At 33.8% G+C, this 12806-nt stretch carries 15 protein-coding genes, 6 tRNA genes and 1 pseudogene; 19 read left to right on the top strand and 3 right to left on the bottom strand.

Features of this window, described 5'->3' with window-relative positions:
- Positions 1-35 precede the first annotated feature (35 nt).
- The 16 genes and pseudogenes from WC663_00230 to WC663_00155 all read left to right on the top strand — a co-directional run bounded on the left by WC663_00230 (position 36) and on the right by WC663_00155 (position 6958).
- Entirely contained in the window at positions 36-1034 is a 999-nt protein-coding gene (locus WC663_00230) for a hypothetical protein (protein MFA6295771.1), read from the top strand.
- A gap of 124 nt (positions 1035-1158) precedes the next feature.
- Entirely contained in the window at positions 1159-1854 is a 696-nt protein-coding gene (locus WC663_00225) for an RNA pseudouridine synthase (protein MFA6295770.1), read from the top strand.
- A 64-nt stretch (positions 1855-1918) separates the two neighbouring features.
- Positions 1919-2479 (top strand): AAA family ATPase, encoded by a 561-nt coding sequence (locus WC663_00220; GenBank protein ID MFA6295769.1) that lies wholly within the window; start codon positions 1919-1921, stop codon positions 2477-2479.
- A gap of 70 nt (positions 2480-2549) precedes the next feature.
- Positions 2550-2888, top strand: a pseudogene (gene rplS, locus WC663_00215) (50S ribosomal protein L19).
- A 258-nt stretch (positions 2889-3146) separates the two neighbouring features.
- Positions 3147-3231, top strand: a tRNA-Leu gene (locus WC663_00210).
- Between the two features lie 91 nt (positions 3232-3322).
- A tRNA-Val gene (locus WC663_00205) sits at positions 3323-3395 on the top strand.
- Positions 3396-3398: 3 nt separating this feature from the next.
- Positions 3399-3470, top strand: a tRNA-Phe gene (locus WC663_00200).
- 67 nt (positions 3471-3537) lie between these two features.
- Entirely contained in the window at positions 3538-4209 is a 672-nt protein-coding gene (locus WC663_00195) for a hypothetical protein (protein MFA6295768.1), read from the top strand.
- Positions 4200-4271, top strand: a tRNA-Gly gene (locus WC663_00190). The genes WC663_00195 and WC663_00190 overlap by 10 nt, the downstream gene beginning before the upstream one ends.
- Before the next feature lie 20 nt (positions 4272-4291).
- Positions 4292-4362, top strand: a tRNA-Cys gene (locus WC663_00185).
- 29 nt (positions 4363-4391) lie between these two features.
- Positions 4392-4823 (top strand): NUDIX domain-containing protein, encoded by a 432-nt coding sequence (locus WC663_00180; protein ID MFA6295767.1) that lies wholly within the window; start codon positions 4392-4394, stop codon positions 4821-4823.
- Between the two features lie 78 nt (positions 4824-4901).
- Complete coding sequence (locus WC663_00175) at positions 4902-5366, top strand: RNA methyltransferase (protein MFA6295766.1); 465 nt, start codon at positions 4902-4904, stop codon at positions 5364-5366.
- 87 nt (positions 5367-5453) lie between these two features.
- A tRNA-Leu gene (locus tag WC663_00170) sits at positions 5454-5536 on the top strand.
- 156 nt (positions 5537-5692) lie between these two features.
- A complete protein-coding gene (locus tag WC663_00165) occupies positions 5693-5893 on the top strand; it encodes a hypothetical protein (protein MFA6295765.1) in 201 nt (66 codons plus the stop codon).
- A 120-nt stretch (positions 5894-6013) separates the two neighbouring features.
- Entirely contained in the window at positions 6014-6373 is a 360-nt protein-coding gene (locus WC663_00160) for a hypothetical protein (protein ID MFA6295764.1), read from the top strand.
- 234 nt (positions 6374-6607) lie between these two features.
- A complete protein-coding gene (locus WC663_00155; protein MFA6295763.1) occupies positions 6608-6958 on the top strand; it encodes a hypothetical protein in 351 nt (116 codons plus the stop codon).
- 265 nt (positions 6959-7223) lie between these two features.
- Here the strand turns inward: WC663_00155 and gyrA are convergent, their stop codons facing one another.
- From gyrA to WC663_00140, 3 genes are all read right to left on the bottom strand, one after another.
- Entirely contained in the window at positions 7224-9659 is a 2436-nt protein-coding gene (gyrA, locus tag WC663_00150; GenBank protein ID MFA6295762.1) for a DNA gyrase subunit A, read from the bottom strand.
- Positions 9660-9741: 82 nt separating this feature from the next.
- Positions 9742-10221 (bottom strand): hypothetical protein, encoded by a 480-nt coding sequence (locus WC663_00145; GenBank protein MFA6295761.1) that lies wholly within the window; start codon positions 10219-10221, stop codon positions 9742-9744.
- 100 nt (positions 10222-10321) lie between these two features.
- On the bottom strand, positions 10322-10960 hold the full coding sequence (locus tag WC663_00140) for an MBL fold metallo-hydrolase (GenBank protein MFA6295760.1): 639 nt from the start codon (positions 10958-10960) through the stop codon (positions 10322-10324).
- 221 nt (positions 10961-11181) lie between these two features.
- Here WC663_00140 and WC663_00135 point away from each other — a divergent pair, with 221 nt between their 5' ends.
- From WC663_00135 to WC663_00125, 3 genes are all read left to right on the top strand, one after another.
- Positions 11182-12099, top strand: coding sequence for a hypothetical protein (locus tag WC663_00135; GenBank protein MFA6295759.1), 918 nt, complete (start codon positions 11182-11184; stop codon positions 12097-12099).
- A gap of 94 nt (positions 12100-12193) precedes the next feature.
- Entirely contained in the window at positions 12194-12511 is a 318-nt protein-coding gene (locus tag WC663_00130; protein MFA6295758.1) for a hypothetical protein, read from the top strand.
- Positions 12504-12797, top strand: coding sequence for a hypothetical protein (locus WC663_00125; protein ID MFA6295757.1), 294 nt, complete (start codon positions 12504-12506; stop codon positions 12795-12797). Before WC663_00130 ends, WC663_00125 begins: the two co-directional genes overlap by 8 nt.
- Positions 12798-12806: the final 9 nt, after the last annotated feature.

Genomic DNA, 12806 nt, shown 5'->3' with positions numbered 1-12806 from the left:
TATTATTAATATAAATTATTAATAATAAAAACAAAATGAAACAAGTTAAAATTATTAGCCTCATTTTAGGTATTTTTGGTTTGTATTTGGCTTTATTTGTTTTTACGGCAGGTGAGACTAAAAATGCTTTAGCGAAAAATTATTGCGAGGCAAGTTTATCAACAAACTCAACAGATTATCTTGATCCGACTTCTCCTGATTTTGATCCAACTAAAGCAGGTCACAAAAATCCCAAAATAGATCAAGGAGTACCACCTTGTTGCAGTCATCCTTATTATCATTCTGTCTGGCGTGCAAATTCTAAAGATGGCAAAACATGGACAAAAGAGAATAAAAAATTAATTGACCATGCTAGTGTACCAGATATGCAAATTGTTAATGACAAAGAAATTGTTTATTATGTTGATGGAAAATACGATACTATGAATTGCAGAATTAAAGAGAATGGCAAGTTAAAACCTGGGAAATGCCGAATTTATAATTTTTCTGGCAAAAAAGCTTGGGATCCAGAAGTTGTGAAAGTTGATGATTATTATAGAATGTATTTTATGTCACCGCCTAGCGCTTTTTCAACTGCATCTGAAACAAGCAAGATAAAAACAGCAGTTTCCAGAGATGGAATTAATTGGTTAGAAGAAGATTCAACTGCTTTGAAGGGTAAAATGTATATTGATCCAACTGTTATGAAAGTTGGCGATAAGTGGATAATGGTTGTGTCAGGCGATAATGAAGGACTTTTTTGGGCAACAAGCACAAATGGAACAACTTTTAAATTAAAAGGCAAGCTAAAGGGTTCGGCACAAGATGGAGCTTCACCTCATATTACCAAATTGAGCAAGAAATATGCGTTATATTATTGCAAAGCTGGAATCAGCATGTCTCTTTCAAAGAATGCAGAAAAATGGTCTGGAGAAAGATCTATTTTATCGAGCGAACAAAATCAAATTATTTGCGATCCAAGTGTTACGAGGAAAAATAATGGCAAATATGTAATGTATTATAAAGTTCAGGAAATGACTTTACCGACTATGTAGCAAGCAGAAAGTAGAATGTAGAAAGCAAATGCATCGTTATGATGCATTTTTTTTGTTTTATAAAATCTCGTAGATAGACTTGATAAGATTATTTATATAAGTTAAAATATGTTTAAATAATTTTATGCAATTTGATCTAAAAAAACATATTGTTTTTGAAGATAATGATGTTTTGATTATTAATAAACCTGCTGGGCTAGTTGTTCATCCTGACAATACATATAAAGATAATACTTTGTCTGATTTTGTTGTTGAAAATTATCCAGAAATTAAAAATGTTGGACAGTCTTTAAGACCTGGAATTGTACATAGATTGGATAAAGATACTTCAGGATTGATAATTGTGGCTAAAAACAAATCGGCTTATGATTATTTAATTGATATTTTTAAGAATAGGCAAATTGAAAAGAAATATTTTGCATTAGTTTATGGTATAATGAAAGAAAAGAAAGGAATTATTGTCTATTCTCTTGAAAAAAAAGGTAAGGTAAGAGCTAGACTATCTAAAACTAGCAAACCTGCTGTAACTCGATATGAAGTTATTAAAGAATTTGGTGATAAATTTTCTTTACTAGATGTTAAAATAGAAACTGGAAGAACTCATCAAATCAGAGTCCATTTGGCTAAGATTGGACATCCAATTGTTGGAGACCAAGAATATCGGTTTAGAAAATTAGATCCAACTAAATTAAAAAGACAGTTCTTGCATGCGCATTATCTAAAATTCAAATTGCCAAGCGGTGAAAATAAGACTTTCGAAATTGAGCTGTCAGATGATTTGCAAATATTCTTAAATGAATTAACGAAGTTTAATATCTAATTTCTAATATCTAATATTAAAATAACAATATTAGAAATTGGAAATTAGAAATTAGGTGCAATTAATGAAAATAACGGTTAGCGGTCTACCTGGTAGCGGTACAACAACATTATGCAAAAATTTAAACAAAGTTTTGAGCTTTGATTATATTTATGCTGGCAAAATTTTTCGAGAAATGGCTGAAAAAAGAGGATTAAGCGTAGAAGAATTTAATAAGCAAATCGAAAATGACCCATCGATTGATACTAATTTAGATCGACAAGTAATGAATTTTGCTGATTCTCATGAGAATTGCATTGTCGAAGGAAGATTGTCTGGCTGGTTTGCACATCGCGAACAGAATAATGATTTTGTAAAGATATGGGTGACTGCTCCAATTGATATTAGATTAGAGAGAATTGCTCATCGCGAAAATGAAACATTAGATGTAACTTCAAAAAAAGTAGAGATGCGAGAAAAGAGCGAAGCAAAACGATATAAATCGATATATGGCATTGACATTTCTAATCTTTCCATATATGATTTAGTAGTTGAGACAAGTGATAAAGAGCCAGGCGAGACGCTTGAATTTGTGTTAAGTGAATTAGAAAAACGAGGTCTTGAAATATCTACTGAAAATAAGTAATTAGTAATTAGTAATTAGACCGACGACGTCGCTAGTTACTAGTTACTAATTACTAATTAACTTCGTGTGTATGCAAGAATTAATCAAGAAATTTGAGAAAGATCAAATCAAAAGAAAAATGCCAGCAATTGAGCCTGGCGATACTGTAAAAGTATACCAAAAAATTAAAGAAGGCGATAAAGAAAGAGTCCAGTTTTTTCAAGGAACTGTTATTAGAATTAATAGCGGTCGCGGAATGAATGGATCTTTTACTGTTCGAAAAATTGCTTCTGGTGTTGGAGTAGAAAAAATATTTCCTTTTCATTTGCCAACTATTGTTAAGCTTGAAGTTATCAAGAAAGGCGATGTTAGACGTGCTAAATTATATTATTTAAGAAATTTGCAAAAGAAAAAATCTAAGCTAAAAGAAAAAGAAATGACTCCTGCTGATCTAGAAGCAATGGGTTTTGATGAAGTAAAAGAAAAAGAAGCTATTAGATTAAAACAAGAAGAAGAAAATAAGAAAAAAGCTGAAGCTCAAGCTGCTGAAGTAGCTAAAGATGCAAAGAGAGAAGGAAAACCAGAAGCTGTTAAAACTGAAGAAGTTAAAAAAGATACTAAAAAAGTTGAAGATAAGAAAGTAGAAGATAAAACTAAAAAAGAAGAGAAGAAATAATTTTGTTGTCTAGCCGCGGTGCTGGAATTGGCATACAGGCATGCTTGAGGTGCATGTGCCGTAAGGCTTGGGAGTTCGAGTCTCCCCCGCGGCACCAATATAATTATAAATAACTAAATGATAAATAACAAAATTACTAACTATTACAATCGCTAAAGTAATTTTTGATTTATAATTTTGTTATTATTGGGCGGTTAGCTCAGTTGGTAGAGCAACTCGTTTACACCGAGTAGGTCATTGGTTCGAGCCCAGTACCGCCCATGAGCCGAAGTAGCTCAGTGGTAGAGCAAACGGCTGAAAACCGTTGTGTCGGCAGTCCGATTCTGCCCTTCGGCAAATTTGATCTTTAACAACTTTGAACTATTATGCTATAATAATGTTGATACATTAATAAGTTCAATTTATGAGGAATGATAAACATTCTGCAATTTTACTCAGAAAAAAGGGTGCTAGTTATAATGAAATAAGTAATAAATTAGGTATTCCAAAAAGCACGATGCACTATTGGTTCAAAAATTGTAGCTGGTCAAACGTGATTAAAAAATCTTTGATAAACAAGGCTAAAATTGATTCTATTGAGAATCTTAAAACTATAAGAAAGAGGCAAGGCGCTCTAAGATTAACGAAGATTAAGAAATGTAGAGTTGAAGCCATAAACCAATTTCACGTATTAAAAAATAATTTACTTTTTGTTGCTGGTTTAATGCTCTATTGGGGTGAAGGTGATAGAGTCTTGAAATATCCCCTTAGATTATCAAATACAGATGCAGAAATGATTAAATTATTTTATAATTTTCTTATAAAAATTTGTAATGTTGATTTAGGAAAAATTCGTATATCTCTTGTTTTATATCCAGATCTAGATGACTTCGAATGTAAAAAATATTGGTGTTCAAAAACTGGGATTTCGATTAAAAATTTTGATAAAAGCAGCACAATCTATGGTAAACATCCAACAGCAAGGCTTATGAATGGAATTTGTCTCATAAGAGTTAACGACAGTCATTTTTTAAAAGAAAAAGTTCTTGTTTGGATTAAATTAATGTCAAAAGAAATAAATAATATGCGGGTGTAATATAATGGCTATTATGCGAGCTTGCCAAGTTCGATACGGCGGTTCGATTCCGCTCACCCGCTTGTTTTATTTAATTTATACTGGCCTGGTGGCCGAGTGGCTAGGCAGCAGTTTGCAAAACTGCGTACATCGGTTCAAATCCGGTCCAGGCCTCATTTCGAATTAAAAATTCAAAATTAAAAATGAAAAATATCGATTTCGACAAAATAGGTTTATTAGTTGTGCTTAATGATAAAATTTTATTTTGTCGCAAGAAAGATTATACTTCTAAATTAATTTTGCCTGGAGGTAAAATTGAAGCAGGCGAGGATGATATAACTTGTTTAAGACGCGAAATTAAAGAAGAGCTCGGATCTGATAATAAAATAGTTGGTGACCCATCTTATATCGGAACATATATTGATAAAGCTGCTTCTGATGACGAATCAGAAAATAAAATTGTTAGAATTAAATTATACCAAGGAAATATAGCTCACGAAGCAAGACCGACGAGTGAAATTAAAGAAATTGTCTGGTTTACTCAAGGAAGTGACAGGAATGAATTATCACCAATTATTAAGAATAAGATTTTTCCAGATTTAATTAAGCGAGGAATTTTGAAATGGAAGATGTAGAAGCTGATATGACGCTGATATCGAACGCTGATTTGACTCTGATTAGCATTTTTTCTTATAATTTTGTAAAGATTTTGAATGAAAAATGACAGTTTTATTTTAGTTCTTGATAATGTAAGAAGTAGATTCAATGTTGGATCTATATTTAGAACTGCTGATGGAGCAGGAATAGACAAAATCTATTTATGCGGAATTACACCTGCACCACCTCATTCTAAAATTGCAAAGGTTGCATTAGGTGCTGAAAAGTTTGTACCGTTTGAAAGTGTTAAAATAACTTGGCGGATCTTGAAAAAACTTAAAGAAAGTGGTTATAATATAGTAGCTCTTGAACAAACTAAAAAAAGTATTAATTATTTTGAATATAAACCCAAATTTCCAGTTGCATTAGTATTAGGCAATGAAGTAACAGGTTTATCAAAAGATATTTTAAAATATTGTGATGAATTTATAGAGATTCCGATGAAAGGTAAAAAAGAATCTTTGAATGTTTCTGTTGCATGTGGGATTGTGGCTTACGAGATCAGTATGAATAGAAGCTGATATGACGCTGATTTCTAACGCTGATCGAACGCAGATCTGATGCCGATAATTTTGCATTTATAATTTAGTTATTTATAATTTGAATACGCCCAGGTGGTGGAATGGTATACACGCAGGACTTAAAATCCTGTGACCGCAAGGTCTTGAGGGTTCGAGTCCCTCCCTGGGCATTTTTATTTGTCAAAAATTTTAATTTAACATAATCGGCATGGGCCGTTTTTTTGTTGACTTTTTTTGATTTTAGTTGTAATTTTGGTTTAGGTCAAAATTAATGAGCTTGAAAAAATTTAAAGTACACTGGGTCAGGAAGAAGAAAGGAGGCAAAGATGTGCGGAGGAAGTTGTGATTATTCTGATTGCCCATATGATCACTGTGATTCACATCCATCACATTCTCAAAAATCAAAACAGAATGATGCATCTACCGAAAAAAGAATATTTGTTGCAATGCTTGGAGTTTATTTGACTGAATCTGAATATGAAACTTACCGAAAAAATGTTAATAAAACTATTGCTCATTGGAGATGATATTGATTTCGTTCTTTGATTCATAGCTCCCATATTGGGTGCTTTTTTGTTGACAAAAAATTTTTTTTGCAGTTAACTTATATTGCATAGCTTGCCAAGGCAAGCAGAAGGAGGCACGTTATGCCAAGCAGAATCACATATCTTGAGAGAATTGGATTTGGCATTAAGGATTCTTCGGATCCTTCTCATCCGATTCTTATCGCACTGCAAGTTTGGAATATTTCAGATGTTTGTCGCAATGTTAGATTTAGAGCAGTCTTGATTTTCTCTCAGATGCGTTCTGGTCTCTTGGTTGTACTTCGAGACTGCAACATAAATGACCCTCTTTCAGGCAGAGAAGTTATTTATTCGCTGAATAAGTATAATGAAAATAGTCTTGCTCAGCAAAAAGTATTTCTTGAATTCTCTGCGCTATGGGGCATAAAGCCAAATGATCTTTCAAAATTGATTTATGATTTTTCGCGCACACTTGTTGATTAGACCATTTTTGGTCTTTTTTTTATACATAAAAATTTAATTGAATGACTTTTTATTTTTATAATTGTAAACTTTATTTTCAAATTCGTACCTTAAAAACAGGGAGGAGAAATAATAGATACTAAAAAACAATATTTTTAAAATCGCTTTTTTGTTTGGATTTTATATTAATCTTGACTTTAATATTTGTGTGCTTTAAAATACGTGTAGCTTGGCAACGAAAAGGAGGAAACGAAAATGGATTGGATAGTTGAAACGAAGGAAATAGAAAATATGACATTGTTTCGTCTTGATCCTCAAAAGCATGGAGAGTATAGTCATCATAATTTCATGAAAGAAAGAGGTTTGAAAGGCGGGGGCAGTGCAGAATTAAATGCTCTTTTAGCAAACCATCGTCAAGAAATTGAAGAAATGTGTAAAATTGCTGCTACAGCACCTGAATGCAGAGGTGGGAATTTTGCTGGACAAACATATTCGGGCATATATAAAGCCAAAAATGGCAATTGGTATTTTACTGATTTTTATGGTGGTGATTCAGCGGAATTTTCATGGCTAGGCTTGTGGTTTGTGGCTGTACCGATTACTTGATTGATTTTTTTTGATGTAAAGGGAGGAGGATATCTTGTTTTCTAGGCTAGTTCTGATAATCCTTTTTCTTCATGGTGCGATGATTTTTATCAGTTTGATTTTTTGGACAATGTCCTAGCAATTGTTTGAACTTTTTTACTACATCCTTAATGGATGTTTTTTTATGACAAAAAAGGCGGAGATTCTTAAACTCCGCCCTACGTCGCCTATGGCTAAAGCCATACGAACCCCAACTAAAAGTTGGGTAGAAGCCTCTGTCGCTTTTTTAAACTTTTATATACGCAACGCTGGCAACTTTGTCGCCGGCCTCTAAGCGCATGACGCGAACGCCTTGTGTTGCTCGGCCATGTTCTGGAACTGCATCAGCAGAAATTCTGATGACTGCGCCTTTTGAAGAGATAATAATTAATTCTTCAATAGTATGATCAATAGCTCCTGCAGCAACAATTGGTCCATTCTTGGAAGTGATTTTTGCTGTCTTGACTCCGCTTCCGCCACGTCCTTGAATTTTGTAGGCACTGACTTTTGTTGTTTTGCCGTAACCTTTTTCTGTAATAACGAACATCTTTTGATCTTTATTAACTTTTTCAGAAATGACATCCATACTGACTATCAAATCGCCATTTTTTAATTTCATTCCGCGAACACCAGAAGCTGTACGACCCATAGCACGAACATCTTTTTCTTTGAATCTGATTGATTGGCCTTTTTGAGTGATAAGAACGACTTGATCAGAACCAGTTGTGAGCTTAACCCATTCTAGTTCATCACCTGGCTTAATCTTGATCGCTATTAATCCTGAACGTCTGACATTATTGAAATCTTCGATAGTTACTTTTTTAATAACGCCTTGCTTTGTTACCATGACTAAGTATTTTGCAACTATTGTCTTATCAAGTGAAATTAAGGCTGTTACTTTTTCCTCTGATGATAATTGTAAAAAGTTCACAATTGATTGGCCTTTGGCTTGTCTTGTTGCTTTTGGAATTTCATATGCCTTTAATTGAAAGACCTTGCCTGAATTTGTAAAGAAGAGGATATCAGCGTGAGTATCAGTCATAAAGAAGTGATCTACGACGTCTTCTTCTTTAGTTGCCATGCCCATAACTCCTTTACCGCCACGCTTTTGCGCATGATAGGTTGCTTCTGGCAAACTCTTGATATAACCGCCTCGAGTTAGACTAATAACAATGTCTTCTTTTGGAATTAAATCTTCTGGCTTGAATTCTTCCATACCGCCGGCAATGACTTTTGTATTTCTTTCTGTTCCATATTTTTCTTTCAATTCAGCAACTTCTGTTTTGACAACGCCTAAGATTTTTTTTCTGCTTCCTAATAATTCTTCCAATTCTTTGATTATTCTTCTTTTTTCTTTTAATTCATCTTCTATTTTGATTCTTTCCAAAGCAGCTAGTTGCGATAATCTCATTTCAAGAATTGCTTCGGTTTGCAGATCACTGAACTTGAAGCGTTTCATTAAGTTCTGGTGAGCAACTTCTCGGCTTGGTGATTTTTTGATTATTCTGATGATCTCATCAATATGATCTAATGCAGTGCTTAAGCCTTCCAAAATGTGTTCTCGTTCTTTTGCTTTTCGCAAATCATATTGAGCACGTCTTGTTACAATTTCGACTCGATGCTTAATATATTCTTCAAGCATCATTTTTAAATTCAGAACCATTGGCTTAATTCCATCAACTAGAGCAAGCATGTTAACATGAAATTTCTCCTGTAATTGTGTAAGGCTATATAATCTGTTTAAAACTTTCTTTGGAAATGCTTCTTTTTTTAATTCGATAACGACTCTGATTCCATCTTTATTAGATTCATCGCGAATATCTCTAATGCCATCAATTTTTTTGTTCTTGACTAGATCAGCAATTTTTTCAATTAATGTTGCTTTATTAACTTGATAAGGAATTGCAGTAATTATGATTCTAAATGCGCCCTTTTTTGTTTCTTCAATATCGGCAACGCCTCGCATGACGATTCCACCTTTGCCTGTTGCATAAACTTGTAGAATTTCTTTTTTATTAAAGATTACTCCGCCAGTTGGAAAATCTGGACCTTTGACAAATTGCATCAAATCTTCAATTCCAGCATCTTTATTTTCAATTAAACAATTAATAGCATCAGCAATTTCAATTAAATTATGAGGAGGGATGTTTGTTGCCATGCCAACTGCAATACCCATTGTGCCATTGATTAAAGTATTTGGTAACTTGGCTGGCAAAATCTGAGGCTCTTTATGCGAGCCATCATAATTGTCAATAAAATTTACTGTTTCTTTATCAATATCAAATAGCATTTCTTCAGCTATTTTTGTTAATTTACATTCTGTATAACGCATCGCAGCTGCTGAATCGCCATCAACTGAACCAAAGTTACCTTGACCGTTGACAAGAGGATCTCGCATTGAGAATTCTTGAGCCAAGCGAACTAAGGAATCATAAACAGCTGTATCGCCATGAGGATGATATTTACCCAAAACTTCACCGACGACTGTCGCAGATTTTCTAAATTTTGCATTTGCACGCAAACCAATATCCCACATCGCGTATAAAATACGGCGATGAACTGGTTTTAAACCATCACGAACATCAGGCAAAGCACGTGAAACGATAACTGACATTGCATAATCAAGATATGATTCCTGCATTTCGTCGATAATTTTGCGATCTCTAATTAAACCTATTTCCATATGTGTAAGTAATTAGTTAATTAGTAATAAGTAACTAGTAATTAGTAAAAACGTTTACTTGTTACAAGTTACTTGTTACTTATTACTCGTTTTCAACTGGCAAACGAGGTATTGATGGTGTATTTAAATTTTCTTCTTGATTTAAGTTTTCTGGATTTTCCTGACTAACTGGCTCTTCTGTTTTTTCTTGTTCGTTAACTTGGACTTGTTCTTGATTAACATTTTCATTTGAATTCAAAGCTTGTTCTTCGTTTTGGTTCAAATTATTATTTTCGATATTTTCATTGATATTTAAATTCTTTATGCCATCTTTAATATTTAATATTTTGCCTTGAACATCAAGTTTTTTAAAACCATTAATGGCTTCTTTAAATTGATCGCCGAATGAATTAGTATTTTGTTGAACTGCATCCTGTTTTTTTGTTTCTGCTAATTTTACAGAATCAAGAACAAAGCCTTTTATTAAAAGGATTAACCAAATAAAAAAAATAATTAAACCTGTGCCAATTAATAGAATCCAGAAAATTCGTTTTCTTTCTGATTCAGTTCGATTTTCGAGCATAATTAATTTTTGTTAGACTTGTTAGATAAGTTAAATTGGTTACGACGAATCGTCTAACTAGTCTAACAAATCTAACTAGTCTAACTTATTTAACTCGCAATTATCCTAAATTTTTGAAGACAATAACGTCTGATTGGTCAGGAGCTAGATCTTTCTTTTTAATAACGTATTTTTCAAGAGTTTGTTTTTTTGCGCCCATTTCTTTTAAGAATTTGTCTACTTTTGACATATCAGTTTTCTGACTAGGTAGGGCATAATGCATTGGCATAATTACTCTTGGCTCAATTTGATTGATAATTTTTGTTGCTTCCTCAACTGAAATTGTATATTTTTCGCCAACTGGAATCATAAGAATATCAACCTCGCCAATTCGATCTATTTGTTTTTCTGATAATTCTGTTCCTAAATCACCAAGATGGCAAATTGTAATATCTTCTACTGTAATTGTGTAAATTGTGTTTTCACCACGTTCAGCACCATTTTTTGCATCATGAAATGATGAGATGCCTTTGACAAAGACAGATTTGATCTCATATTCACCAGGAGTATTGATAACAAAAGGATTGTCTTTTAATTCAGCGACATTATTGTGGTCATGATGATTGTGGCTAACAGTAACAATATCAGCATGAGTTCGAGCTGGTCTTAAGCCTGTTTCCTTATCATAAGGATCGGTGAAAATTGTTAATTCTTTGCTGACAATTTTAAAACAAGATTGTCCATACCATTGGATATTCATAATCGTAAATTAATTTTTTACTCTTTAAGAATAGCATATCCGCTGATTTGAGGCAAGAAAAATCTTTGTTGTTAGATTGCTAAATTGTTAAATTGTTACATTGCTCAACATTTTTCATGTTTTATTGTTTTGTTGTTCTCGTTGTTTTACATTTGACAATATTTTTGTTTGTGGTAGTATTTTATGTCTTGAATTAGACAGCGAGGGAGAAGGAGGAAAAGGTGGAAAGAGACAAACTGATCGTTCATTGTAGAACTTTGCAGGCGACAAACAATTTTCTTGAAATGAGAAGACTCCTTGAAGAGTATTTCCTGGAAGATCCTGAACGCGAAACTTCGAAAAATGCAGAATTTTGTTTTTTGAACGCTTTTTGCATTGATGGATTGGCTGTTAATAGAGAATTGGCAGAGGGATATTACCGTCTGGCAACTCTTGTTGAACCGAAAAATCCAGAGTACATGGCTTACTTGGTATGCTTCTTGATTACACTTGGCAGAATCAAGGAAGCAAAACTTGAATGGGAAAAGTATATGAGTCTTTCTGACAAGAAAAGATCTGTCTTCATGATCTTGCACACAAAAGTCATGACATTGTTGCTTCATCGAGCACAGCTTGATTGGGCGCGCGAGATTTTTGAAACTGTTCCTGAAGAAATCAAGAAGGAAAAAACATTCTTGTCACTAAAGAATATGCTGTATGCATTGCTCGCAGCTCAAAGGGAAATGTGTGTTTTTCCTATCAATATCCATTGTGACGATTGGTGGAAAGGTCCTCATTTGGCGCCAAAAATGAAATATGATCGAGAGTATTATTCATGGTATGCCGGACAAATTTGCAGAATTGAAGGCAACACTGCATATCTGATTGCTGGAACAAATGGCGATTTGCTTGATTTCATGAAATTTGAAGTATGCTCGTACCAGATTGCTAGGCCATATTTCAACGACCATGCTGTTGATTTCAAGTTTGAAGATCTTATTGAAGGCATGTTTATGGAAATAGTATTCTATGGAACTAACGAATCTTTGTGCTCTATTCATGTTCATTCCGATGTTCCTTTTGTTGATCCAGATTTGCCGAAGATGGACCTTGATCCTGTGCGATATTTGAGAGCAAATTCTGATCGGTCTTTGAACTGACGTATCTTTGATACGTTTTTTTATTTCATTTGACAGTAATTTTTGTTTGTGGTAGTATTTGGTGTTCAAGAGACTCGAGCCACAGGAGGGAAAGATGGCAATGAACTGGAAAATGATTGCAGTTAGCGTTGTCTGTTATGCCAAAAAGACGTCTTTTGACTTAAAGTTCTTTTTACAAATCGATGAAAATGAATTTGTTCCTGAGGAGTTGATTGATGGATTCATGATTCGTTTCAAGGGCTATAACGTTGGATTGCACTTGAGAAAAGCTGCATTGTATTACAAAGCTTACGAGCCTAATGGAGAAGTGGAAGAGCAATTGGAGAATTCTCTGGCTGCTGTCAATCTTTTCAAGACAGCGATCAATGAATTGAGAGTTTTGAAAAGTCAGCGAGGAGGCGAACATGTCTAGAATTACATCTTGGAAGAAGATTGCGGGCAAGATCACTCTTCTTTCTGGCAATGATGCAACATATTTCGATGATTTGAAAGAAGTAGATTTCATTGCTAAAATTGAAGGTAATGGCTTTGTGATTCGATTCGAAGAAGGCTATTTCGTTGGACTGCAAGAAAACGGTCAGAAATTGACTTTTTGTGCAAATGGTCCAAGTGGCTATTTCGAACAGGATATCACAAGCCAAGTATACGATTTGCGAAGAATTTACAATCAAGTGATTGAACATCTGACCGAGCTTTAAGAGAGGAGG

The organism is Patescibacteria group bacterium, assembly GCA_041662665.1.
GTDB lineage: Bacteria > Patescibacteriota > JABMPQ01 > JABMPQ01 > JAQVVF01 > JAQVVF01.
The sequence above is the reverse complement of the archived record's forward strand: the minus strand, read 5'-3'. Positions and strand labels throughout refer to the sequence as shown.